The 24,790-nt window shown below is 73.2% G+C and carries 18 protein-coding genes and 1 pseudogene; 12 read left to right on the top strand and 7 right to left on the bottom strand.

Going from position 1 to position 24,790, the window contains the following annotated elements:
- Positions 1–37: 37 nt before the first annotated feature.
- The 3 genes and pseudogenes from BLW47_RS02720 to BLW47_RS25020 all read right to left on the bottom strand — a co-directional run.
- Positions 38–901: pseudogene (locus BLW47_RS02720) on the bottom strand (DUF5667 domain-containing protein); the annotation flags it as partial.
- Between the two features lie 246 nt (positions 902–1,147).
- Positions 1,148–2,014, bottom strand: coding sequence for an ECF subfamily RNA polymerase sigma factor, BldN family (locus BLW47_RS02715; RefSeq protein ID WP_425435337.1), 867 nt, complete (start codon positions 2,012–2,014; stop codon positions 1,148–1,150).
- 101 nt (positions 2,015–2,115) lie between these two features.
- Complete coding sequence (locus BLW47_RS25020; RefSeq protein WP_175543474.1) at positions 2,116–2,286, bottom strand: hypothetical protein; 171 nt, start codon at positions 2,284–2,286, stop codon at positions 2,116–2,118.
- Between the two features lie 336 nt (positions 2,287–2,622).
- On the opposite strand from BLW47_RS25020, the gene BLW47_RS02710 reads away from it, so the two are divergent.
- The 9 genes from BLW47_RS02710 to BLW47_RS02670 all read left to right on the top strand — a co-directional run bounded on the left by BLW47_RS02710 (position 2,623) and on the right by BLW47_RS02670 (position 12,042).
- Positions 2,623–4,248 carry an AMP-binding protein gene (locus BLW47_RS02710; protein ID WP_245736296.1) on the top strand — a complete coding sequence of 542 codons (1,626 nt, stop codon included), beginning with the start codon at positions 2,623–2,625 and terminating at the stop codon, positions 4,246–4,248.
- Positions 4,241–4,492, top strand: a complete 252-nt coding sequence (locus BLW47_RS02705; RefSeq protein WP_091552424.1) for a glutaredoxin family protein — start codon at positions 4,241–4,243, stop codon at positions 4,490–4,492. Before BLW47_RS02710 ends, BLW47_RS02705 begins: the two co-directional genes overlap by 8 nt.
- A 20-nt stretch (positions 4,493–4,512) precedes the next feature.
- Entirely contained in the window at positions 4,513–5,166 is a 654-nt protein-coding gene (locus BLW47_RS02700) for an HAD family hydrolase (RefSeq protein WP_091550919.1), read from the top strand.
- A gap of 454 nt (positions 5,167–5,620) precedes the next feature.
- Positions 5,621–6,385, top strand: a complete 765-nt coding sequence (locus tag BLW47_RS02695; protein WP_091550918.1) for a redox-sensing transcriptional repressor Rex — start codon at positions 5,621–5,623, stop codon at positions 6,383–6,385.
- Positions 6,382–7,704, top strand: coding sequence for a glutamyl-tRNA reductase (locus tag BLW47_RS02690; RefSeq protein WP_091550916.1), 1,323 nt, complete (start codon positions 6,382–6,384; stop codon positions 7,702–7,704). Before BLW47_RS02695 ends, BLW47_RS02690 begins: the two co-directional genes overlap by 4 nt.
- Positions 7,701–8,669, top strand: coding sequence for a hydroxymethylbilane synthase (gene hemC, locus BLW47_RS02685; RefSeq protein ID WP_175543473.1), 969 nt, complete (start codon positions 7,701–7,703; stop codon positions 8,667–8,669). Before BLW47_RS02690 ends, hemC begins: the two co-directional genes overlap by 4 nt.
- The gene (locus BLW47_RS02680; protein WP_091550913.1) at positions 8,666–10,246 is read left to right on the top strand and encodes a bifunctional uroporphyrinogen-III C-methyltransferase/uroporphyrinogen-III synthase; all 1,581 of its coding nucleotides are present in this window, start codon (positions 8,666–8,668) and stop codon (positions 10,244–10,246) included. The genes hemC and BLW47_RS02680 overlap by 4 nt, the downstream gene beginning before the upstream one ends.
- Before the next feature lie 13 nt (positions 10,247–10,259).
- A complete protein-coding gene (hemB, locus tag BLW47_RS02675; protein WP_091550911.1) occupies positions 10,260–11,243 on the top strand; it encodes a porphobilinogen synthase in 984 nt (327 codons plus the stop codon).
- A gap of 292 nt (positions 11,244–11,535) precedes the next feature.
- On the top strand, positions 11,536–12,042 hold the full coding sequence (locus tag BLW47_RS02670) for a helix-turn-helix domain-containing protein (protein WP_091550909.1): 507 nt from the start codon (positions 11,536–11,538) through the stop codon (positions 12,040–12,042).
- An 88-nt stretch (positions 12,043–12,130) separates the two neighbouring features.
- On the opposite strand, the gene BLW47_RS02665 is transcribed toward BLW47_RS02670, so the two are convergent.
- The 3 genes from BLW47_RS02665 to BLW47_RS02655 all read right to left on the bottom strand — a co-directional run bounded on the left by BLW47_RS02665 (position 12,131) and on the right by BLW47_RS02655 (position 18,069).
- Complete coding sequence (locus BLW47_RS02665; RefSeq protein ID WP_091552421.1) at positions 12,131–15,424, bottom strand: lamin tail domain-containing protein; 3,294 nt, start codon at positions 15,422–15,424, stop codon at positions 12,131–12,133.
- 168 nt (positions 15,425–15,592) lie between these two features.
- Positions 15,593–16,618 (bottom strand): GNAT family N-acetyltransferase, encoded by a 1,026-nt coding sequence (locus BLW47_RS02660; RefSeq protein ID WP_091550908.1) that lies wholly within the window; start codon positions 16,616–16,618, stop codon positions 15,593–15,595.
- Positions 16,619–16,689: 71 nt separating this feature from the next.
- Positions 16,690–18,069 carry a lytic transglycosylase domain-containing protein gene (locus tag BLW47_RS02655; protein ID WP_091550906.1) on the bottom strand — a complete coding sequence of 460 codons (1,380 nt, stop codon included), beginning with the start codon at positions 18,067–18,069 and terminating at the stop codon, positions 16,690–16,692.
- 56 nt (positions 18,070–18,125) lie between these two features.
- Between BLW47_RS02655 and BLW47_RS02650 the strand changes: the two genes are divergently transcribed.
- On the top strand, positions 18,126–18,344 hold the full coding sequence (locus tag BLW47_RS02650; RefSeq protein WP_091550903.1) for an FmdB family zinc ribbon protein: 219 nt from the start codon (positions 18,126–18,128) through the stop codon (positions 18,342–18,344).
- 295 nt (positions 18,345–18,639) lie between these two features.
- Complete coding sequence (locus BLW47_RS02645; RefSeq protein ID WP_091550901.1) at positions 18,640–21,684, top strand: ATP-binding protein; 3,045 nt, start codon at positions 18,640–18,642, stop codon at positions 21,682–21,684.
- 93 nt (positions 21,685–21,777) lie between these two features.
- Here the strand turns inward: BLW47_RS02645 and BLW47_RS02640 are convergent, their stop codons facing one another.
- A complete protein-coding gene (locus BLW47_RS02640; protein WP_091552418.1) occupies positions 21,778–23,436 on the bottom strand; it encodes a glycoside hydrolase family 10-like protein in 1,659 nt (552 codons plus the stop codon).
- A 311-nt stretch (positions 23,437–23,747) separates the two neighbouring features.
- Between BLW47_RS02640 and BLW47_RS02635 the strand changes: the two genes are divergently transcribed.
- Complete coding sequence (locus BLW47_RS02635) at positions 23,748–24,764, top strand: potassium channel family protein (protein ID WP_091550898.1); 1,017 nt, start codon at positions 23,748–23,750, stop codon at positions 24,762–24,764.
- Positions 24,765–24,790 lie beyond the last annotated feature (26 nt).

Raw genomic sequence — 24,790 nt, 5'->3', positions numbered from 1 at the left:
GCGGCGGCTCCGCGTACGACGGCGCGGACGCGGTGACGCAACTGTGCGGCAGCGGTCCGAGGGCGTCGGCGCCGGGCGAGCCGTCCGGACCGCACGGGAGCGCGCGGCGCAGCGAGTCGGCGCGCTGGTCGACCGCGTCGAGCAGCGCGAGCGATTGCTGTGCGCGGTGCCGGTTGCCGCCGGTCGTCGTGGCGACCAGGGTCGCGACGGCCGGGCGCTGCTCGACGACGAACGCGCGGATCGCGTCCAGGGCGGCCGCGTCCTTGCGCTGCGCCGCGGAGGTGGTCATCAGCTTCACACCCTGCCGGGTGTCGGCGTCCATGTCGTCGAGTACGGTGCTGAAGCCGCTGCCGCCACGCACCGTGCCGGCCTCGCCGAGCCGGGTGCGGGCGAAGTCCAGCGAGAGCTGCCCGCGGGACAGATCCGAGCCGGCGAGCGCCAGCTGGGCCCGTTCGGTTGAGCGCTTCACGCCGTACAGCGCGTCGCCGGGCACGGCGTTCTCGCTGGCGGCGGACATGCCGGAGACCGCGACGGCGCCCGCCACGACGCCGACGACGATCGCACCCCGGGCACGCGCCCGCTGCGCGGCGAGCGCGGGACGGATCCGTCGCGGCTCACGGCCGGCGTCGCCGTCCGCCGCGGCGTCGGGACCCGCGGTGACCCCGATGCCGTCGCGTTCGGCCGTGGCGATCAGCATCGCCCGCAACCCGGCGCGGAAGTCGGGCTCGGGTCGGGCGTCGATCGACGGCTGGAGTGCGGTGATGCGGTGCCCGACGGCCACAAGCTCGGCAAGATCCTCGTCGACGCGGTCGCGCACGTGGTGCCGTCGGCCCCCGTCGGCTTCGTCGAGAAGCTGCGCGAGGCGCTCGGCGCGTCGGCGGTAGAAGATGAGCGTGTTCACTGCGGACACCTCCCTTCGCTGGTCACGACTATGCGGCCGGCGTGCTCGCCGGCCGATGCGACCGTGACCCGGTCCGACCCGGCGTGGTCGGACCCGAGGCAGCTGCCCGGTCCGCCCTGGGCTGCGGAAATCCCGGGGCCGCCGGCGGTCGCATCCCAACAAACGGGTGATGCGCGGGACCGGTTACGGGTGGATCGGCAAAATAACTACGAAGAGTGAGCGGCGCCCCGGCGATACCCGGTCCACTCACGATTGAAACCCATCGGGTAGAAGGCGCGCCAGCGCGCGCACCGCCCGGTACTGCAGGGCCTTGATCGCCCCCTCGTTCTTCCCCATCGCCTGCGCGGTCTCGGCGACCGAGAACCCTTGCAGGAAGCGGAGCACGATGCACTCCTGCTGCTCCGGGTTGAGCTGCTTCACCGCGGAGAGCAGGGCCACGTTGGTGATGTGGTCGAGCACCGCCGCCTCCGGGCTGCCCTCGGGCCCCCGGTCCTCGCGGTCCGCATCTAGAACATCACCCGTAGTAACCTCCAGTCGGTACCGACCCGACTTGAAGTGGTCCGCCACCAGGTTCCGCGCGATCGTCACCAGCCAGGCGCCGAGGTCGCGTCCCTGCCACGTGAAGCTGCCGATCCGCTTCAGTGCGCGCAGGAAGGTGTCGGACGTGAGGTCCTCGGCCAGTTGCCGGTTCCCGACCCGGAAGTAGACGAACCGGAAGACGGTGTCCACATAGCGGTCGTAGATCAGGCCGAACGCCTCGGCCTCGCCGGCCTGCGCGCGTTCCACCAGCGTCCAGACCTCGGTCGCCGGGTCCGACGGGTGTGGACGGCTCGGGTAGCCGCCGGGGGAGCCGCCGGAGCCGCTCGACTCCTCGGTCGCGGGGACGGCCGGCAGCACCGCCGTGTCCGTCTCCGCGGGTGCGTGCCCGCTGCCGCCGTTCGGGGCCTGCTTCGGTCCGGGCTGGACCGGCATCGTCGGCCGGGTCGGCGCCGCGACGCGTCCCGACTTCGCATTGCTCCCCGGCGGCACGTGCCGGGTGGGCGCCTCGTTCAGGTGCGGCCGGTTCCGGATGCGCTTGCTGCTCCCGTCGCCCCGGACGGCCAGGCTCAGCATCTCGTTCATCGACCCGCGCAGGACCTGCAGGCCGTCGTTGAGCGCGGTGCGTGCTGACTGCACCTCGCGGCTGGCGAGTTCGCCGCCGTATGCGTACGCGGTCACTGACCCTCCTCCGCTCGCCCGCCGGCGAGCGCGGCCGGGCCCCGCGACCCGGCACCGTCGCTGTGGGAGTGGGCCCTCGCCCGGTCGCGCCCCACCGCCACCGCGGCGGGGAGCGCCACAAGGCGACACCCACCCTTGAGGTGCTGGTGCAGTGTCTGGACGGGCACAGCGGCCTCCTCGGGCTGAGGGGTGTCGACTCACAGCAAAACGGGCGCGCCGACCCTCGTGATGATAGGGCCAACGTCACCCACGCGTGTGGAGTCCGTTACACAGAGCTGAATCATTTCCTTAAAGCAACCTTTGATGTCGCACACCCTGTCCGGCGTCGGCTACTAAACGGCGCGATCGACGCATCCCGGCAGCTCGCGGCGGCGGAACGGGCGTGGTGCTCAACCGTTCGGCGCGTCGGGGCCGCGCGATGACCGCCTCCCGAGCGCCGGGAGGCCGTCGTGGCCCGCCGCGAGGGCTGAGTCGGGGCGCCGACTGTGCCAGACTCATCGATCGTGCAGGAACCCCCCACCGCTGCCGATTTCGACGCCTTCGCCGGCAACCTCGCCGAGCGGGTACGCCGTGCCGCCGCGACCGGCGCCCATCGGCCGGCCCTGATCTGGCGCGACCGGACCGTCACCTGGGGGGAGCTCGACGCCCGGGTCGACGAGGTCGCGCACGCGCTCGGCCAGCTGGCCCCGCCCGGCGCCGCCCCCGCGCCGCGGATCGCGATCGCGCTGCCCAACTCGCCCGACCTCGCGGTCGCGTTCTTCGCCACGCTGCGGGCCGGCCTCGTGGCGGTGCCGGTCAACCCCGAACTCACCGCGCGGGAGCTGCGCCATGTGCTGGCCGACTCCGGCGCGGCGCAGCTGATCTGCACCGAACAGGTCCGTGATGCCGTCGCCGGGCTCCGGGCCGAGCTGCCCGGGCTGCACGCCGTACACACCGAGCTGCCCACGCTGCCCGGCGGCCCGCCGCGGCCCGCGGCCGTGACCGACGTCGCGGATCTCGCCGTCCTGCTCTACACCTCGGGCACCGAGGGCTGGCCGAAGGGCGCGATGCTGTCGCACCGCGCCCTGCTGGCCAACCACGCGCAGCTGGCCGGCCTCCGGCCGCCCGTGGTCGGGCGCGACGACCGGCTGCTGCTCGCGCTCCCGCTCTTCCACGCGTACGGCCTCAACACCGGGCTCGGCGCGGTCGCGTACCACGGCGCCTGCGGGGTGCTGATCGACCGGTTCGACCCGGTTGAGACCATGGCCGCCGTCGTTCGGCACCAGGTCACCGTCGTGATCGGAGTGCCGTCGATGTTCACCGCGTGGTCGACGCTGCCGTCGTCCCCGCCGGGCCCGCTGCGGTTCGCGGTCTCCGGCGCCGCCCCGCTCGAGCCCGCCAGCGCGCTGCGCTTCGCCGAGCTCACCGGGGCGCCGGTCCACGTCGGGTACGGCCTGACCGAGACGGCGCCGGTGCTCACCTCCACGCTGGCCGCTCCCCGGGTCAAGCCCGGCTCCATCGGCCGGCCGATCCCCGGGGTCGAGCTCCGGCTCGTCGCGGCCGACGGCGAGCTGCTGTGGCGCGACGGAGCGGCGGGCGCCCAGCCGGAGGAGGAGGGCTGGGACCTCGACGTGGCCTCCGACGGCACGGACCCCGGCGAGATCGTGGTCCGGGGGCCGAACCTGTTCTCCGGCTACTGGCCGGACGGTCGGGGCGGGCCCGACGCCGAGGGCTGGTGGGCCACCGGGGACGTCGGATACGCCGACGCGGACGGGGACCTGTTCCTCGTCGACCGGCTGGGGGAGCTGATCCTCGTCAACGGGTTCAACGTCTACCCACGCGAGATCGAGCAGGTGCTCCGGTCACACCCCGGCGTCGCGGAGGCCGCGGCGATCGGGGTGCCCGACCCGCGGACCGGTCAGGCGGTCAAGGTCTACGTGGTGCGGACTCCGGGCAGCGAGGTCGACGCCGCCGAACTGTCCCGGCACTGCGCGCACAATCTGGCACGCTTCAAGTGCCCGTCTTCCGTCGAGTTCGTCGACACGCTGCCCCACTCGGCGATCGGCAAGGTACGGAAGAAACTGTTGGGGTCGGCGCCCTCCGCGGGAACCGGCGCGGCACGAGCGGAGGAGGGCGGTGCCGGTGAGTGAGGCGCGGCTGACCCTGATCACGCGGCCGGGATGCCACCTGTGCGACGACGCCAAGGAGGCGATGGACCGGGTGACGGCCGCCACCGGCGAGCGCTGGGTCGAGCGGGACGTGACGGGTGACCTGGAGCTGGAGCGCGAGTACGGCGACCGGCTGCCGGTGGTGATCCTCGACGGCAGGGAACACGGCTACTGGCGGGTCGAGGAGGAGCGGCTCCTGCGCGACCTGCGGCGCGGGCCGCGCTGACGGGGTCGTATGGTGCTCCGGTGGCATCGGCACCTACGCACCTCGTCTGGGACTGGAACGGCACGCTCCTCAACGACCTGCACCTGGTCGTCTCCGCGACGAACGCGGCGTTCGCCAGCGTCGCCGGCCCGACCGTGACCGCCGAGGAGCATCGGGTCCAGTTCCGCCGCCCGATCTCCGCCTACTACGCCGAGGTGCTGGGGCGGGCGGTCGACGCCGAGGAGTTCGGCCGGCTGGACACGATCTTCCACGACGCGTACCGCAGCGGGCTCACCACGTGCGAGCTGGCCGACGACGCGAAGAGCGCGATCGAGTCGTGGCAGGGCACCCAGTCGCTGCTGTCGATGTGGTTCCACGAGGAGCTGCTGCCGGCCGTCGAGACGTACGGGCTGACCACGTCGTTCCGGCGCGTCGACGGGCTGCGCGCCGCGGTCGGCGGCGGCCCGAAAGCGGACCACCTCGCGCGGCACCTCGCCGAACTCGGCATCGACGGCCGGTCCGCGGTGCTGATCGGCGACTCCATCGATGACGCGGACGCGGCCGAGTCCGTCGGGGCGACCTGCGTGCTCTACACCGGCGGCTTCACCGACGCCGAGCGCCTGCGCGCCTCCGGCCGCCCGGTGGCCGACACCCTGACCGAGGCGGTCGCACTGGCGGGTCAGCTGCGCAGGTAGGCCAGCACAGCCGGCACCCGGCGGTGCTGCTCGTCGTCCGCGGTCGGCGTGCCCGTCGCGGTTGCGGTGGTCATGTCGTCGACGCTATTCATGCGCACCGCTCACCCCCATCCTGCCGACCGGCCTCTTCACGGTAGGGCTCTCCCTGCCACGTGCCGTCGACCACGTCGTCGCCGCGCCGTCGGGTGTCCGACGCGGGCGGTCGGAGAAGTCGGAATGGGGCGATAATCGCGAAACCGTGCCCGTTCCGCCGCGTGCGGGGATCATGCGAACGGAGGGTCCGGTGAACGATTGCCGCGATCGATCAAGATCGCGATTTGTGCACGCCTTCACAAGCGAATACTCTGATACCCCGAAGAACCCCGCTAGCACAGCCGATCACGGCGATCGCGACAGGGGCACCCGCAGTGGCCGGCCGGTTCGGCAGGTCGAGGATCGCACCGCACGGAGTCACATGAGTCAGAACCGCCCAGGCGCGCCCGGCCGAGCCGGTGCCGTTCCGGCGCTTCCGGATCTCCCTGAGGCGACCGTGGCGCGGCTGCCCGAATACCTCCGCGCTCTGCACAATCTCGCCGACTCCGGCGACGACACGGTCTCCAGTGAAGGGCTCGCCGCAGCCGCGGGCGTCAATTCAGCGAAATTGCGCAAGGATCTCTCGCATCTCGGCTCGTACGGCACGCGTGGCGTCGGTTATGACGTGGCTCTCCTCATCGAACAGATCGAATACGTGCTCGGGCTCACTCAATGCCGGGCGGTCGCCCTGGTGGGAATCGGTAATCTCGGTCACGCTCTGGCCGGGTACGCCGGCTTCGCCAGCCGCGGCTTCCGGATCGCCGCGCTCTTCGACGCCGACCCCGCGCGCGTCGGCGAAGAGATCAGCGGCCTGACCGTGCGGCACATCGACGAGCTGCCGACGATCGCCGCCGAGGAGTCCATCGCGATCGGAGTGATCGCGACCCCGGCGGCCGCCGCGCAGACCGTCGCCGATCAGTTGGTCGCCGTCGGCGTCACCAGCATCCTCAACTTCGCGCCCTGCGTGCTCACCGTTCCCGAGGGGGTGGACATGCGCAAGGTCGATCTCGCGATCGAACTGCAGATCCTGTCCTTCCACGAGCACCGCAAGGCGGCGCTGACCGCGCTGCCGGGCGGGCTCGTCGGCGGGGCCGAGGAGACGGACGGGCGGGCGGGGCGGGCCGGAGTGGAGGCGGTCGGCTCGTGAACCTGCTCGTCGTCGGCGCGTCCTACCGCACCGCCCCGGTCGCCACGCTGGAACAACTCGCCGTGGCACCCGGGCAGCTCACCGACATCCTCCGCCGCCTGGCCGCCCAGCCCTACGTCCGCGAGGCCGTCGTCCTCTCCACCTGCAACCGGGTCGAGGTCTACGCCGCGGTCACCGGCTTCCACGGCGGCCTCGGCGACGTCTGCGCCGTGCTCGCCGCCCAGGCCGGCTGCGCGCCGGCCGAGCTCGCCAACAACCTGTACGTCCACTACGAGGCCGCCGCCGTGGAGCACGCCTTCCGGGTCGCCGCCGGGCTCGACTCGATGGTGGTCGGCGAGGCGCAGATCCTCGGCCAGCTCCGTGACGCGTACCACGCCGCGACCGAGGCCGACACCGCCGGCCGGCTGCTGCACGAGCTGATGCAGCAGGCGCTGCGGGTCGGCAAGCGGGCGCACGCGGAGACCGGCATCGACCGCGCGGGGCAGAGTGTGGTGACCGCGGCGCTCGACGTGGCCGCCGGCCAGTTCGACGGGGGCCTCGCCGGCCGGCCGACGCTGGTCGTCGGCGCGGGCGCGATGGGGGCGCTGTCGGTGGCGACGCTCTCCCGGCTCGGCGTCGGGTCGCTGGCCGTCACCAACCGGGGCGCCGCCCGCGCCGTCCGGCTCGCCGAGGCGTACGGGGCCAGCGCGCTGCCGTTCGAGGAGTTGCCCGCGGCGCTGTCGGAGGTGGACGTGGTGGTCGCCGCGACCGCCTCGACCGAGCCCGTGCTCACCCGTGAGGTGGTCGTCGGCGCGCTCGAGCGGCGCCGGGCCGCCGGGCGGTCGGCCACGCCGCTGGTCCTGCTCGACCTCGCCGTGCCGCGCGACGTCGAGGCCGCCGTGGCCGAGCTGCCCGGCGTCGTGGTCGTCGACATCGACCGGCTCGCCACCTCGGTGACCGAGGCGCCGGCCGCGGCCGACACGGCGGCCGTGACCCGGATCGTCACCGGCGAGGTTGAGGCGTTCCTCACCTGGCTGCGCGGGGCCGACGTCGCGCCGACCGTCGCCGCGCTGCGCGGCCGCGCCGACGACGTGGTCAGCGCCGAGCTGCGCCGGCTCGCGCAGCGCCGCCCGGACTTCACCGACGAGCAGCGGGCGGAGGTCGCGCACACCGTCCACCGGGTGGTGCAGCGGCTGCTCCACTCGCCGACCGTACGGGTCCGCCAGCTCGCGGCGGAGCCCGGCGGCGACCAGTACGCGGCGCTGCTGCGGGAGCTGTTCGACCTGGAGGTGCCGCAGAGTTCGGGCGCCGACGCCGTGCCCGATCTGGGAGGTGAGTGATGACCGCGCTACGTCTCGGCACCCGGGGTAGCGCCCTGGCCGTGGCCCAGTCCGGACGCGTGGCCGACGCGCTGCGTGCCGCGACCGGGCGCGAGGTCGAGCTGGTGGAGATCGTCACCGCCGGCGACCGCTCCACCGCCCCCGTCGCCTCGCTGGGCGTCGGGGTGTTCGTCTCGGCGTTGCGCGACGCGCTCGGCGCGAAGGAGATCGACTTCGCCGTCCACTCGTACAAGGACCTGCCCACCGCCGGTCACGACGGCCTGCACATCGCCGCCGTGCCGCAGCGGGAGGACCCGCGGGACGCGCTGATCACGCGCGATGGCCGAATGCTGACCGAGCTGCCGCCCGGCGCCACGGTCGGCACGGGGGCGCTGCGGCGGATCGCCCAGCTGCACGCGCTCGGCCTGCAGTTGCAGGTCACGCCAATTCGAGGCAACGTTGACACCCGGATCCGTCGGGTCACCGGTCCGGACGCCGATCTCGACGCGGTCGTGCTCGCCCGCGCGGGGTTGGCCCGGCTCGGGCGCTCCGACGAGATCACCGAGACTCTCGACCCGATGCTCATGCTGCCCGCCCCCGCTCAGGGGGCGCTGGCGGTGGAGTGCCGGGCGGACGACACGGACCTGGTCGAGCTGCTCGCCGCACTCGACCATGCACCGACCCGCGCCGCGGTCACCGCGGAGCGGGCGTTGCTGGCGACGCTGGAGGCAGGTTGCAGCGCGCCGGTCGCGGCGTTCGCGGAACTCGCCGAGGGCGACCACGGTGACGAGATCTACCTGCGCGGGGCGGTGATCAGCCCGGATGGAGCTCGCGACATCCGGCTGTCCCGCACCGGAACGCCCGCCGACGCCGCGGAGATTGGTAAAGCGCTCGCCGCCGATCTCCTCGACGCCGGCGCCGACACGATCCTTGTCGCGCCCATGCCGTCCGGCGCACAAGCCCAGCAACTGGGGAGCACAGAATGACCCGCACCCGTAAGCCCGTAGGCCGTATCGCGTTCGTCGGGGCCGGCCCCGGCGACCCGGGCCTGCTGACTCGCCGGGCGCACGACGCCCTGGTCGAGGCCGACCAGGTGATCTACGACCGTGGCGTACCGGAGCCGCTGCTGGACGCGATCCGCGCCGAGGCGAAGGCCGACGCGCAGTTCAGCCCCGCCGAAGGGGTCCCGGGCGACGTCGCCAAGATGCTGATCTCGGCGGCCCGTTCCGGGCTCTCCGCCGTGCACCTGGTCGCCGGTGATCCGTTCGGGCACGACGCGGTCGTCAAGGAGGTGCAGGCGGTGGCGCGTACCGCCGTGCACTTCGAGGTGGTCCCGGGCGTCGGCCAGGCCGAGGGGGTCGCGACCTACGCGGGCGTGCCGCTGCCCGGCGTACGCACCGCCGCCGACGTCGACGACGTCGCCACGCTGGACTTCGACGCGCTCGCCGCGGCGATCGGGCGCGGCTCGCTCGCGTTGGCGGTGGATGCCGGTGACCTCGCGGCGATCCGCGACGGCCTGCTGGCGGCGGGCGTCGACGGCACGACCGCCGTCGGGGTGACCGGAGACGGCACCGGCGAGACGCAGTACACGACGACCTCCACGGTGGACAGCTTCGTGGCGGCGGCGCTCGGCTTCACCGGCCGTGTCGTGCTCACTGTCGGCGGCGGTGTCCCGCAGCGGGACAAGCTGAGCTGGTGGGAGAACCGGCCGCTCTACGGCTGGAAGGTGCTCGTCCCGCGGACGAAGGAGCAGGCCGGCGCGATGAGCGCCCGGCTGCGCGCGTACGGGGCGATCCCCTGCGAGGTGCCGACGATCGCCGTCGAGCCGCCGCGCACCCCGGCCCAGATGGAGCGGGCGGTCAAGGGCCTGGTCGACGGGCGCTACGCCTGGGTCATCTTCACCTCGGTGAACGCGGTGCGGGCGGTCTGGGAGAAGTTCGCCGAGCACGGCCTGGACGCCCGGCACTTCGGTGGCGTAAAGATCGCCTGTATCGGCGAGGCGACCGCGGACGCGGTCCGCGCCTTCGGCATCCAGCCCGAGCTGGTGCCGGCCGACGAGCAGTCGTCCGAGGGCCTGCTGGCCGAGTTCTCGCCGCACGACGAGATCCTGGACCCGGTCGGCCGGGTGCTGCTGCCCCGCGCGGACATCGCGACCGAAACGCTCGCCGCCGGTCTGATCGAGCTGGGCTGGGAGGTCGACGACGTGACCGCGTACCGGACGGTCCGGGCGGCGCCGCCGCCCGCCGAGATCCGGGACGCGATCAAGTCCGGTGGCTTCGACGCCGTGCTCTTCACCTCGTCCTCGACCGTGCGCAACCTGGTCGGCATCGCCGGCAAGCCGCACGCCCGCACCGTGGTCGCGGTGATCGGCCCGAAGACGGCGGAGACGGCGACGGAGTTCGGCCTCCGGGTCGACGTGCAACCGGCGCACGCATCGGTGCCGGACCTGGTGGAGGCGCTCGCGTCCTACGCCGTGGAGCTGCGGGAGAAACTGGCGGCCATGCCGGCGAAGCAGCGCCGTGGTTCCAAGGTGCAGGGCCCGACCGCCCTGAGATTCAGGTGAACTAGGAGTCGTCATGGGTTTCCCGGAGGTACGCCCGCGCCGCCTGCGACGGACCGCGCCGTTGCGCCGGCTCGTCGAGGAGACGCGGGTCGCCCCGGCCGAGCTGGTCCTGCCGCTCTTCGTGAAGGAGGGGCTGACCGAGGCGCGGCCGATCCCGTCGCTCCCCGGCGTGCTGCAGCACTCGCGTGACTCGCTGCGCAAGGCCGCGGTCGACGCGGTGCAGGCCGGCGTCGGCGGGCTGATGCTCTTCGGGGTGCCGACCGCCCGCGACGAGACCGGCTCGGCCGGCCTCGATCCCGACGGCATCCTCAACGTCGCGATCCGCGACGTCGTCGCCGAGGTCGGCGACGCGACGGTGGTGATGAGCGACCTCTGCCTGGACGAGTTCACCTCGCACGGGCACTGCGGGCTGCTGGCGCCGGACGGCACCGTGGACAACGACGCGACGCTGACCGCGTACGGCGAGATGGCGGTCGCGCAGGCCGCCGCCGGCGCCGGCGTGGTGGGACCCTCAGGGATGATGGACGGACAGGTCGGGGTGATCCGGCGCGCGCTGGACGCCGCCGGCTACCGGGACACGGCGATCCTGGCGTACGCGGTGAAGTACGCCTCCGCCTTCTTCGGCCCGTTCCGCGACGCGGTGGAGTCCACGCTGCAGGGCGACCGGCGCACGTACCAGCAGGACCCGGCGAACCTGCGCGAGTCGCTGCGCGAGGTGGAGCTGGACATCGCCGAGGGCGCCGACATGGTGATGGTGAAGCCGGCGCTGCCGTACCTGGACGTGCTGGCCGCGGTGCGGGCGGCGGTGGACGTGCCGGTGGCGGCCTACCAGGTCTCCGGCGAGTACGCGATGGTCGAGGCCGCGGCGGCGAACGGCTGGATCGACCGGGAGCAGGCCATGATGGAGTCGCTCACGTCGATCCGGCGCGCCGGCGCGCAGATCATCCTCACCTACTGGGCCGCGGAGGCCGCACAGCTACTGCGCGATCGCTACTGATCCCGCGAGCTGTCGCGGCCCGCGAGCTGTCGTGGCCCGCGAACTGTCGTAGCCCGCGAGCTGTCGCGGCCGGGAGGCGCGGTAGTGCGCTGGCTCTCTCCTTTGCTCTGCTTACCCATAGGGAACGGACAGCGTCCGGATACCGGACACGACCTGTTGCCTCCGGGTAAGCAGAGCAAAGGTGGCCGTTGCGAGATGGTCGCCGCCGCTGTTCAGTGGTGTTATCCACAGCCCCGTCCACAGGAATCTCGGCCTGGTTGCCGCCCCGCCGTGCGGCTGCCAGGGTGCGGGCATGAGCGACGCCGTCGAGCCGCCGGACGGAACAGCGCGAGTGGGGGAGTACCCCGTCGCGGGGCTGGTCCGGCGTGCGCGCCGGATCGCCGACCTCAGCCAGCGGCAGCTGGCCCGGTTCGCGAAGGTGTCGCCGGCGACGGTCGGCAGGATCGAGGCCGGGTCGATGACGCCGAGCCTGGCGGTGCTGGAACGGTTGCTCGGCGCCGCGGGGCTCTACCTGGCGGTGGTGGACCAGAACGGGCGTGTCGTGCTGCCGATGCAGGACCGCGACGACCTGCGCGACGGTGCCGAGCGGCGCTACCCGTCGCACCTGGACACGATCTGCGACCCGGAGCCGGGCGAGTGGTGGGGGGACGTCTACGGGTTGGCCCGGCCGCCGGAGACATACCACCGCGACCGTGGGTACCGCGACGCGCAGCGGCGGCGCAGCCAGTGGGAGGTCCGGGTCGCACAGAACCGGGGCGTCCCGCCGCCGCCCCCCGACCCGGCCTTTTACGGCTACTGAACGAGTCGGCGTGACGCGTACGCCTGCTGAAACGGCCGGCCCGCCACCCATGGGGGCGGCGGGCCGGTTCGTGTCGAGCGGATGCGGACTAGTCGTCGTTGAGGATCGTGCCGATCGCGATCGGGTCCGCCAGGCGCAGCCCGGGGACGCCGGCGACGACGAACGCGAGCTTCTCGTCGGCCTCCCGCTTGCGGTCCCCACGCGCCGCGACCGTGAAGGTCAGCGACGTCTCTCCGGCGGCCAGCGTGCGGCACCCGGCGTACGGGTCGTAGTCCGAACCGGACGAGGCCGTGATCCCCAGCGTGGTGGCGCAGATCAGCGCCGGCTGGGAGAGCGGCCGCGACACCCGGACGGTGAACGCGATCGGGGTCGTGCCCCGCGCCCCCTCGACCACCGACACGTCGTCGACGGTGAGCGAGGCCCGCGACCGGAAGCGCGCCACCTGCGGGTCGTGGTCACTCGACCCGCGCGAGCCGTCGCCGTCGTACCCCGGCGTCCAGTCCGCGTTGATGTGCGCCGCGCGCATCTGCACCAGGTCGCCGTGGAGTGGCCCGTTGACGAAGAGATGGTCCAGCGTCTGCACCTGCCCGCCGAAGACGTACGAGTACGCCGCCGACGGCGCGTCCGCGGCCAGGTCGTCCCAGAGGTTGCGCAGCCCCGCCTCGTACAGCGGCGCCAGCTGGTCCGACGGCGTGGGCGAGGCGCCCGTCGCGATCGGGTCGTCCGGCCGGGGGAAGACGTTCAGGTCCCCGCCGAACACGACCCGCGCGTGCGGGTCCGCCGCCTCGATCGCCGTGACGATCGCCGCGCCGTACCCGGCCTGTTCCCGCCGTTGCCCGACGCGGGCGTCCGGGGTCGACGAGAAGTGGTTGCTCAACGCCCACAGCGTGAGGTGCTCGGTCACGCCCGGGGCCGCGAGCACCTCGAACTTCGCCACCTGCGGTGCCCGCGTGAAGACCTTCGTCCCGTCCACGCCGGTCGAGCGGTCCAGGTCGGCCGGGAGCTCGGCGTTGAGGGTCTTGGGGTTCTGCACGTCGGCGTTGGTCGGCACGCCGGCGGCCCGGTACTGCACGGTCGGCGCCGATCCGAGGACCGGGTCGGTGGCGGTCGCCTCGGCGAGCGACAGCCGGTCGGTCCGGTACAGGAACGCCGAGGTGATGCCCCGGGCGTCCGCACCGGTCCGGTCGTAGGCGGCGGCGTACGCCGGGCCGCCCGCGGCCGCCACGGCCAGCGCCAGCTCCTGCAGCGTGTCCGGCGCGCCGTCGGCGTTGTTGGTGTCGCCGCAGACCAGCGCCCGGTCGGAGACGGCGCAGATGTCCTGGTCCTCCGCCTCCTGCACGAGGATCAGGTCGGGGGAGTGCAGGTCTTTCCTGATCTGGTCGGCGAGCGCCGCGAGCGACGCCTCGTACTCCTCGGCGCTGGCCGGAACGTAGTCGAACGGCGGGCTGACGCCGGGGCAGCCGGAGTTGCCGACGAAGTCGCAGCCGTCGAAGGGGTCGTCGCGGAAGTCGTACAGGTTGTGCACGTTGTACGTGGCGACCGCGAACTCCTCGGAACGCTTCGCCGGCTGCGGCGGGTGGTTCGCCGACGGGTCGGTGCCGGCGGCGAAGGCGGCCTGCTCGACCTGGATCCCGTACTTGCTGAAGGAGTACGAGAGACCGCCGACCGCGTCCGCGGTCAGGGTGTCGAAGGTGTGCACCGGCGGCAGCAGCGCGGCGCTGTCCTGCGCCGTCCACTTGACGCCCGAGGTGCCGATCAGGATCCGTTGGCCGTTGCCGTCGTCGAAGAGCCGGTCCGGGTTGTTGTCCAGCGGATGGGCGTCCCGGAAGGTCCGCCGGGCGTACGGGTCGGCGCGCTCCATCAGCGGATCCTCGCGGTCCACCAGCCAGATTTCCGAGTCGGCGGTGGAGGCGAAGGTGCTGCGCGGGCCGACCGAGCCGCTGCCGGCGCGCACCCGCATCCGCATCCCCTCGTGCCGCTCCCAGAACCGGTCGGCGGCGACGAGGTCGGCGGGCGGTGTGGCGTCGACGGTCGCGACGGCGGTGTCGACGTCGAGACCGGAGGCCAGCTTCTGGACCAGCGACGCGCCGGTGAGCTGCGTCATGAAGCTGAACTCCGCGACCCGGGCCCGCAGCACCACCTCGTCACCGACCGTCGGCTCGTAGCCGCCGATCAGGGACGTGTTGCTGCCCATGAACACGAAGATCCCGTCGGAGCTGGTGGCGTCGTCGTCCTCGACGCCGGCCCGGCTCTGCAGGAAGAAGCCGTGCTGTGCGGCCCCGGCCGACGTGCGGGAGAGGGTCCGCTGCGTGATCACACCGCGGACGTCGTGCAGCACGCTGCTGCTGCCGTTCCCCGACGCCGGTGCGAGCGGCGAGCGGTCCGTCCGCCCGGACTCCGCGTCGGTGGTCGGCCCCTGCACCTCACCGACGGTGAGGACGGTGGTCACCTGGATCGTCAGGGCGCACGACGTGGCCGCGCCATCGGCGTCGGTCGCGGTCAGCGTCACCGCGTACGAGCCGGCGGGGACGTCGGCCGTCGCCGTCACGGTGGCCCGCGCGGTGCCGCCGACGCCCGCCGCGGGGGAGAATGCCGTACGCGAGATCAAGCCGCGGGTCGGCGTCGGCGTGACGGCGGTGACGGCCAGGTCGACGACGGTGTCGTCCGCGTCGGTCGCGGTGACCTCCCGGCTCGCGGTCGTTCCCATGGGGGTGACCAGCGCGGTGCCGCAGGTCAGCACGGCCGGCTGATCGATGGGGCCGCCGCCGTCGACGGCGTGGGTGCCGAGCCCGTCGAACGTGTCGACCGGGAACCCGGCCCACTGCGTCGCCGGGTCGAAGGCGTCCGTCGGGTCCGTGTCGCCGGCGGTGACCGAGGGGAGCCGGCGCAGGGTGTTGTCGGCGGTGCTGGTCAGCCCGGCGCCCCACTCGGTGCCCGGATCGACGCCGACCTGCCCGATCGAGTCGATGACGGCGCCCGTGGCGCCACCCTTGCGCAGCACGATCGCGTCGTCGCCGTTGAACAGGGCCGCGCCGGTGGTCTGGTCGGCCTCGGCCAGAATCGCGGCCGCGGCCGACGAGTGCGCGAAGACGAAGGTGTCCGCGGCCGCGACGGTGCCGGCGAGCGCGATGTTCGTCGGGGTGGGCGATCCGTTGAAGTAGAGCTGGAGCAGATATTGGCCGGCGCCGAGGTCGACCGGGGCGCCGGTGCCGTTGTAGAGCTCGACCGCCTTGTTGTTCGACGAGCCCTCGACGTACTCGGAAATCAACAGCTCGGTCGGCGCGGCGGTGGCCGCGGCCGGCGCGAAACCGACGGCGGCGACGGTCGCCGCCGCGCCGGTCGTGACCGCCAGAAGCGATCGGAGCGAACGCCGCGACCGGATCCGGTCGGCGGGCGGGGGACAGTGGGCGCGCAGACGGCGCATGAAGCCTCCACAGGGGCGGGCCAGGGTTCAACGCACGTTAAGGGGCGTTTCTGGCCTGCGTCTATCCCCCGGTGGTCTCTGTGATGAACCTTCCGATTTGAGCCCGACGACCGATCAGCCGACGGGTCAGTGCTCGGCTTCCAGGCGGTGCGCGATGTCGGCCACGTCGGCCCCGAACTCCCACCAGTCGCGGTCCGGCTCGAAGCCGAGCTCGGCGTTCACCTTGAGCATCGACTCGTTGGCCTGCGCGTTCCAGGTCTGCACCTCGGCGAGCTTCGGCTCGGCGGCGCGCAGTTCGAAGAGCATGCGCGCCTTGATCGCCCGGTCGATGCCGTAGCTCCGGTGCCCCTGCGCGACGATCGTGTCGTACTGGTCCGCCCGGGTGGGGTGCTGCGCCGGCACGACGACCTCGGTCAACCCGGCCACCTCGCCGGTCTGCTCGTGAATGGCGAGCACGATGTACGGCTTCATGCCGCGCCGGTGCAGGCAGGCGAGACTCTCCCGGAGCCGCTCCGGATCGTACGAGCTCGGGCGCAGGTCGAGGTCGCCGTCCTCGACGTCCCGCAGCTCCGCCTTGGCCCGCGCGTACGCCTCGATCATCTGGGGGTCGGTCGGGCCGCCGGGGTGAAACTCGATCCGGTAGCCGGCCGCGACCCCGCGGGCCATCTCGCCGAGCGCCAACCAGTCCACTGCGGACAACCGCAGCACGCTGCGGATCTCCACGTACTCCCGGTTGAACCCGTTGGCGTCGTAGAACGCGACGGCCGGCGTCCCGCCGATCACCTCGACGCCGAGCGCCGTGAACCCTTCGTGATAGACCCGGCGCGCGGCGATCCCCAGCAGGCGCCGCCCCAGCCCCCGGCGGCGCACGGCGGGATGGACCAGCAACTCCACGACGCCGATCTCACCGAGCAGCAGGACGTTGACGTAGCCGACGATGCGCGTCGGCGAACCGTCGGCGTCGGGCTTCTCCTCGGCGATCCACGAGATGCGCCGCTCGCCCGGCATCGTTTCGCTCAGGTACTCCCGAAGGGAACTGTCCTGCCACAGTGGATCATCCGGCAGGTCGGCCGCGACCGCCGCATTGAGCGTGTCCAGCAACGACTGGAGCTCGCCGGACGACGCCGTCCTGGGATCCCACTCGCGCACCATCACGCGTCTAGCTTGCCGCGATCGCAAGCGTGGGGGAAGTGCCCGTCGCGGAAAAGTATCGGGTAATGACGCTACGTGCGACTGCGGCGCCCGTATTCGTTCGCGGTGTCGAAGACGTCTTGGGCGTATGGTCGCACGTCATTGTAGGAAAGAATGGCGTTCCACCAGTCCGGCGCGGCCGTGAGGTCGCGGCCGTTCTTGCACAGATAGTTACCGGCGGCGAGGGCGGCGTCATAGATGTTGTTGGGATTCTTCACGCCGTCGTTGTCGCCATCGGCGCCGATCTCCCGCCACGTGCTCGGAATGAACTGCATCGGGCCGATCGCCCGGTCGTACATCAGGTCGCCGTCGATCTCGCCGCGGTCGGTGTCGCGGATCAGTTGCGTCCCGCCCTGGCCGGTCAGCGGCGGACCCACGATCTGCGGGCTCGCGAGGCCGTCGGGCTGCAGGGTGGCGTTGTACGTGCCGTGTTGCGACTCGACCTTGCCGATGGCGGCGAGCGTGGTCCAGGTGAGCCGGCATCCGGGCGTGGTCCGCGCCAGGACGAGCTCCGCATAGCCGTACGCCTGCAGCGCCACCGCGGAGATCCCCAGCCGGGCGGAGAGCGGCTGCGCCCACCCCGCCAGCGCCTCGGCGGGGCGGCCGACGGTGACGCCGCCGGGGGCCGGGGTGCCGGTGGGCGTGCCGAGCGGCGGCGCGGCGGTGGGGTCGACCGGCAGCACCGGCAGGTCGGGAACGTCCTGCGTCGGCCCGGCCTCCGCCTCGGCCGCCGCTGGGCGCGGCGCGGGGGCGGTCGCCGGCACGACGAACGCGCCGGCGGCGCCGGCGGTGACGACGAGGGCGAGCAGGAGCAGCGCGGGCAGGGTCAGTCGGCCGCTCGGCCGGCGCGACCACGCGGCCACCGTCCGGCGGGTGGCGTTACCCGCCCGCCCGACGGGCGCCAACCCGCCGACGGCGTGGGTGAACGCCGCCCGCAGCCGCCGGGTCCGGCCCGGCACGGCGGCAGCGCCGGCCGGTGGGGGAGCGACGTCGGCGCTGGCCGGCGTCGCGCTCGCGCCGGCGGGCGCGGTCTGTGCGGGCGCGGTCTGTGCGGGCGCGGGTGGGGTGTCGGTAGCCGTCGTGTCGGTGGCCGTCGTGTCGGCCGCGCCGGTCGCGCCGGCGTCGCCTGTCGTCGACGGCGCGGCGTTCGACCGCGCGGCGGTGACCGCGGTCGGTCCGCCCGCGGCCGGCGCCGTGGTGCTCTCGCCGGTGCGCGCCGTGGCGGTCGCCGGAACGGGCCGCGTCTCGGTGGGGGTCGCGGACCGGGCGGGCGGCAGCGGCTCGGATTCGGGTCGGGGCGCCGGGACCGTGGCCGGGGCCGGGGCCGGGGGCGCGACTGCCGGAGGCGCGACTGCCGGAGGCGTCGCGGGCCGTAGTCGCCGGACGCGCGCGGTCTCCTCCCCATTCACCACCCGTCGAGTATTACCCATGAATGCGCCGACGTCAGGGGCCGCCGTACCCTGATGCCATGCCGCGCTACGAGTTCCGCTGCCGCGCCTGCGGCGACACTTTCGAGGTAAACCGTCCGATGGCCGAGGCGTCCGCGCCGGCGCCCTGCCCGCAGGGGCACGGCGACACGGTCAAGCTCCTGTCCACCGTCGCGGTGACGGGACGCGGGGCGGCCGGCGGCCGGGAGTCGGTGCCCACCGGCGGCGGCGGGTGCTGCGGCGGCGGATGTGGCTGCTGAGGCACGGACGGTCTGTCGCGTTCGTGTAGATTATGGAGAGTTACGAGGGATGTTTCCTTCCAAGATCATCCGGAAGGCGCCCAAGTCTGTCCTCTCGTGCCACAACCGCACCCGCCCGTCGTCGTTGCGTCAGCCGTAGCAACCCTGTTGGTCATGCGCAGGTCGATGGAGGCTACTGACATAGTCCCTGGTTGAGACCTTGAGTCGGGTCTTTGTGAACCGTTTCTACGATGCGCCCCTGGCCGGGCGTACGGGAGCATGGATCTCGACTTCCAGGGGGGCGGAGGTTCAACGGGTGTCGGCACGCACGCATCTGCCGAGTGGTCTGGTGACCTTTCTGTTCACCGACATCGAGGGCTCGACGCGGTTGGCCCGGATGCTCGGTGCCGGATACCTGCCGGTCCTGAGCGAGCATCGCCGACTGTTGCGTCGCACCCTGGCCACGAGCGACGGCGCCGAGCTCTTCACCGAAGGTGACTCGTTCTTCGTCGCTTTCGCCGACGCGGGCGCGGCCATGGCGGCCTGCGCATCGGCGCAACGGGCGCTGACCGAGCACGAGTGGCCGACGCCCGACTCGACGCCGCGGGTCCGGATGGGGCTGCACACCGGGCACGCCGAGCCGGTCGGCGGTGAGTACGCCAGCCCCGAGGTGCACCGCGCGGCCCGGATCGCCGCCGCGGCCCACGGTGGACAGGTGCTCTGCTCGGCCGCCACCGCGCGGCACGCCGCGCCGCTGCCCGCCGACGCGTCGCTGCTGGATCTCGGGCTGCACCGGCTCCGTGGCTTCGACGACCGCGAGCGGCTGTTCCAGCTCGTGGCGCCCGGCCTGGAGCGGCAGTTCCCGCGTCCGCGCACCGTCGACGCCGCGACCCACAACCTGCCCAACCAGGCGACCGCGTTCGTCGGCCGGGAGGCCGAACGCGCCGAGCTGGACGCGCTGGTCCGCGGGCACCGCCTCGTCACGGTGGTCGGCGCCGGCGGCGCCGGGAAGACCCGCCTCGCGGTCGAGCTCGCGGCCCGCACGGTCGGGGTGTACCCGGACGGCGTCTGGTTCGTCGACATCGCGACCGTCACCGACCCCGGCCTGGTCGCGTTCGCGATCGCCGCCGTGCTCGGGTTGCGTCCCGAGCCGGGCCGTCCCATCGTCGACACGTTGGTCGAACACGCCACGTCGCGCCGGATGCTGCTGCTGCTGGACACCTGCGACGCGCACCTGCCGGCCGTCGCCGACGTGACCGCGCGGCTGCTCACCGGCGGCAGCGGGGTCCACGTCCTCGCGACCAGCCGCGAGCCGTTCGGGCTGCCCGGCGAGGTCGTGTGGCGCATCCCGCCGCTCTCGGTCGAGCCGCCGCCCGGCGGTGGCCCCAGCGACGCGGTGGCGCTGCTGCTGGAGCGGACCTCGGCGGCGCGCGGTGGCCGGTTTCCCTCGCCGGCCGAGTCCGTCGACCTGCAACGGGTGGTCGCGCGCCTCGACGGCCTGCCGCTGGCGATCGAACTGGCGGCGGCGCGGCTGCGGGTGCTCTCCGCCGGCCAGTTGGCCGAGCGCCTGGACGACGTGCTCGGCACGCTCGACGCGGGCCGGAGCGAAGACGCGGGCCGGACCGAAGACGCGGGCCGGAGCGAAGACGCGGGCCGGGGGGACGATGCCGCCAGGGGGGACGACGCCGGCCGGCCGGGTCCTGCCCGCGACGACCGCGCCCGCGTTCGTCCCCCGGGGTGGGTTTCGGCCGCGCGGGGCGGCGACGGCCGTACGGCGATGCGGGAGACCTCGGCCGACGCGCGCCGGCGCGCACTCGCCGCCGGGGTGCTCGTGCCGCAGCAGCGCACGCCGCGCTCGGTGACCCAGCGGCACATCACCATGCAGGCCACCGTCTCCTGGTCCTACCGCACGCTCGGCCCCCGAGCGGCGCGGCTGCTGCGCTGGCTCTCCGTCTTCTCCGGTCCGGTCGACCTGCCGACCGTGGAGTGGCTGCTCGAAGAGGACGCGCTGGACCCGCTGGCGGTGCTGGTCGACAAGTCGATGATCCAGGCGGAGCCGCACGCCTCGGGCAGCACGTACCGGATGCTCGACCCGATCCGTGGCTATGCCGCGCGGCGACTGGTCGAGGCGGGCGAGGAGCGGGCCGCGCGCGACCGGCACGTGGCGTGGGCGCTGCACGCGCTGCGCCAGGCGCATCTCGGGCGCGACGGGCAGCCGGTGACGCTGTCGCTCTACGCGCTCGATCCGCTCGCCGACGAGGTGCGCGCGGGCCTGCGCTGGAGCGCGACCGGCGGCAGCGCGCGGCGGGGACTGCAGCTCTCCAGCGGCCTGGACCAGTGGTGGCGGGAACGCGGTATCGGCCGCGAGGGGCGGCTGTGGCTCTTCCGGCTCTACGGGCGGATCGCGGAGACCGGGGAGCCGATCCCCGAGGCGGAGCTGGCCGCGGCGTACCACATGCATTCGCTGCACGCCGGTGCGGACGGGGAGTTCGCCGAGGAGCTTCGCTTCTCGCAGCGCGCCGAGGCGGCGGCGCGGCAGGCCGGCGACGCCGCGCTGCTCGCCCGGGTGCTCGGCGGCCGCGGCGCGACGTTGATCGACATGGGACAGCTGGTCGAGGCGGAGCGGGTCTGCCGTGAGGTGATCGACGGCGCGAACGCCGACGGCGTGGCCGGCGACGGGTTGTTCGCCGTCTACAGCCTCGCCGAGCTGCTGTGGCGGCGCGGCGCGCTGGACGAGGCCGCCGAGCTGCTCGGCGCCGCCCGGCCGGTCGAGGCCACCCGGCCGGTGGAGCGCGGTCGACGCACCGTGGACATGCTGCTGGGCATGGTCGCGCTGGCCCGTCGCGACCTGGTGGCGGCGCACGACCACCTGGTCGTGGCGCTGCGCTCCCGGATGACGTACGGCTTCCACCGTCGCGCCTGCGAGACGCTGAACGCCATGGCGGTGCGGTGCGCGCTGGGCGGCGACCCCGTCACCGCGGCGCGGCTGTTCGGGGCGGCCCAGGCGACCCGGACGGTGCTGCGCGGCACGCCCGGAATGTTCGGGGCGTACTGGGCGGACGAGCAGGCGGCGGTGCGGTCCGCCATCGGTGACCCGGCGTTCGACGCGGCGTACGCCGAGGGGGCCGAGCTGAGCCTCGAGGAGGCGGCGGTCGTGGCGCTCGCGGTGGAGCACCCGGACCTGACGATCGGCTCGCGCCGCTTCGCGGGCGGGGAGATGGGGGCGCGGGAGGCGACGCCGCGGCACCCGGCGGGCAAGCGGGAGGCGTCGGCGGTGCGCGACGTGGCCCCCCGTCGCGACCCGTCCCGACGCGACTCCGCGGCCACCACCGCGCCGCGCTCCGCCCGTCCGCGCCCCTGACCCGGGTCGCGGCCGCCCGCGGGCGATCCGCCGCGACGCGGGCGGCGACGGCCGCCCCGGGGCGATCCGGGGCGGCCGTCGCCGGTGCGGCGGTCAGCGTACGAAGCGGGGCGCGCTCGCGGCGCTCTCGTTCCCGATCCGGTCGACCGCGCTCACCACGTACGTGTACTGCCGACCCGCCTGAGCGGTGGGGTCCAGGAAGGTCTGCGAGCGGCGTTCCGTGCCGCGGACGGTCGCCAGGATGGCGCCGGCGTCGGCGAGCTCGCACCGGCCGGGCACGGTTCTGCCGTCGAACCGGTACACCACGTAGGAGGTGGCGCGGTCGAACGGGCCCACGCCGTTGGCCGGGTGTCGCCAGGTCAGCCGCACCCCGCCGGCCTGCCGCTCGGCGCTGATGACGACCGGCGTCATCAGCGGCCGGCTCGGCAGGTGCGGCATGGTCGGCACCAGGGCCGGTTTCGCGTAGTGCTCGCGGGCGTAGATGTCGGTGGCGCCGAGCTTGTTCGCCCGCACCTGCACGGCGCTGAAGTGGATGTTGCCCGTGACCTGGGGGTGGTCGCGGTTGAAGGTGAGGTGGCGGGACATCTCCGCCGGGTCGTGCCAGGCGGCGGGCTGGCCGGGTTCGCCGATCTTGTAGTCCGCCTGTCCGACGTAGAGCTGCACGTGCGTGCCCTCGACCACCTGCGCCCACCACGGCACCAGCTTGGCGTAGTCCGCGACGGCGAACCCGAGATGCCAGTAGACCTGCGGCACGATGTAGTCGATCCACTGCTGCTTCACCCACTTGCGGGTGTCGGCGTAGTTGGCGTCGTACGACTGGGTGCCGTTGGTGTCGGAGCCCAGCGGGTCCGCGGCCCTGTTGCGCCAGATCCCGAACGGGCTGACCCCGAACTTCACCCACGGCTTGGCCGCCTTGATCTGCTGGCCCATCTCCTGGATCAGCAGGTCGATGTTGTGTCGCCGCCAGTCCGCCCGGCTCGCGAAGCCGGCGCCGTGGCGCGCGAAGGTCTCGGCGTCCGGGAAGTCCTGCCCGGCCGCGGGGTACGGGTAGAAGTAGTCGTCGAAGTGCACTCCGTCGACGTCGTACCGGGTGACGGCGTCCATCATCGCGGTCTGCACGAACCGCCGTACCTCGGGGATGCCGGGGTTGTAGTAGAGCCGGGAGCCGGCGGCGTTCACCGGGTAGGCGACGGTCCAGTCGGGATGCCGGCGCGCCGGGTGGCCGGGCGCGAGCTTGTCGAGGTCGGGTCCCGCGCCGTCCGGCATGGAGACGCGGTACGGGTTGAACCAGGCGTGGAATTCCAGGTTCCGCTTGTGCGACTCCTCGACGAGGTAGCCGAGCGGGTCCCAGCCGGGGTCCTGGCCGCGCACCCCGGTCAGGAACTCGGACCACGGCTCGTGCGGCGACGACCAGAACGCGTCGGCCGTCGGCCGCACCTGGACGACGACGGCGTTGTGGTTGAGCCGCTGTGCCAGGTCGAGCCAGCGTTGGTATTCGGCCTTCTGGGTGGCGACCCGGTCGGGGGCGGTGTAGGACGCCTTCGTCGGCCAGTCGATGTTGACGACCGACGCGATCCACATTGCCCGGAACTGTCGCTTCGGGGTGGCGGGGTCGGGCGCGCAGGCGGCGGAGGTGGGGGTCGGGGAGGCGCTGGCGCCCGCCGCCGGCGTCGTCGTGGTTGTGGTGGCGAGGCCGCCGAGCAGCGCCGCCGTGATCAGTGCGGCCCGGAGCCGGGCTGGTCGTGCGGTCATGCTGGGTCCCTTCGGGAGGGGAGCGACGTCGCGGACCATTGCCGGCAAGATCCATCGTCGGCCCGGTTCCGCTGGAAGGAAATTTTCATAATCCGGGTGCCGCGCGCAAGACTCCTCCGGGTCTGCCGCACCCCTTGGCTGCGTGGTTGCCGCGATTATTGCTCGCGTTTCGTCCGGCTTGAGATGGTTCATGACTGATTCGGGCCGCTCGGCGCGAGAATGGCACACCGGGGAGGCGTCCGGGGCTGATTGGATCACTCCGGCTATCTTGTGGTCGTGCATGCGGACGAAGCGGCGGCGCGGGGCGCGCTGTGATCCACTTTCCCGCCGTACGTCAGGGTCCGCTCCGTGCCCTGAGCGTGCGGCTGCTGGCGGCCCTCGGGCTCGTGTTGTGCGTCGTCAGCGTGGTCTACCTGGACCGTGACGGCTACCGCGACCTCAACGAGGACGGCGTCAGCCTCCTCGACAGCTTCTACTACGCGGTCGTGAGCCTCTCGACGACCGGATACGGCGACATCACCCCGGTCACCAACTCGGCGCGACTGGTCAACGTCCTGGTCATCACCCCGGCGCGGGTGCTCTTCCTGATCATCCTGGTCGGCACCACGCTGGAAGTCCTGACCGAGCAGTTCCGCACGACGCGCCGGGTGGTGCGGTGGAGGAGAGACGTGAAGGACCACGTGATCATCTGCGGCTACGGCACCAAGGGCCGCAGTGCGATCTCCGCGCTGCTGGAGACCGGCTTCGACAAGCAACGGGTCGTGGTGGTCGAGCGCAACGCCGTGGCGCTCCGGCAGGCGACGGCGGAGGGATTCGTCACGGTCGAGGGCTCGGCCACCCGGTCCAACGTCCTCAACGAGGCGAGCGTCAAGAGCGCCCAGGCGGTGATCATCGCGACGGACAGCGACGACGCCGCCGTCCTGGTGACGCTGACCGTACGGCAGCTCACCGGCGGCAAGGTCCGGATCATCGCGGCGGTACGGGAGGCCGAGAACGCCCCGCTGCTCAAGCAGAGCGGCGCCCACCAGGTGATCGTGTCGTCGTCCACGGCCGGCCGGCTGCTCGGGCTCTCGACCTCGGCGCCGCCCCTCATCGATGTGGTGGAGGACCTGCTCACCCCCGGCCAGGGGATGGCGCTGGCGATGCGCTCCGCCGAGCGACACGAGGTCGGGCTCGCCCCGCGGGATCTGGAGGCGCTCGTGATCGCGCTGATCCGGCGCGGCCGGGTGGTGTCGCTGGCCGAACCGGCGGGAATCGCCGTGGAGACCGGCGACATGCTGGTCTACGTCCGCAACGACCGTCCGTCGAACAACGGCGTCACGGTCTGATCCCCGACCCGATCCGGAAAAACCCC

Source organism: Micromonospora pattaloongensis (genome assembly GCF_900107255.1).
Lineage (GTDB): Bacteria > Actinomycetota > Actinomycetes > Mycobacteriales > Micromonosporaceae > Micromonospora_I > Micromonospora_I pattaloongensis.
The sequence above is the reverse complement of the archived record's forward strand: the minus strand, read 5'-3'. Positions and strand labels throughout refer to the sequence as shown.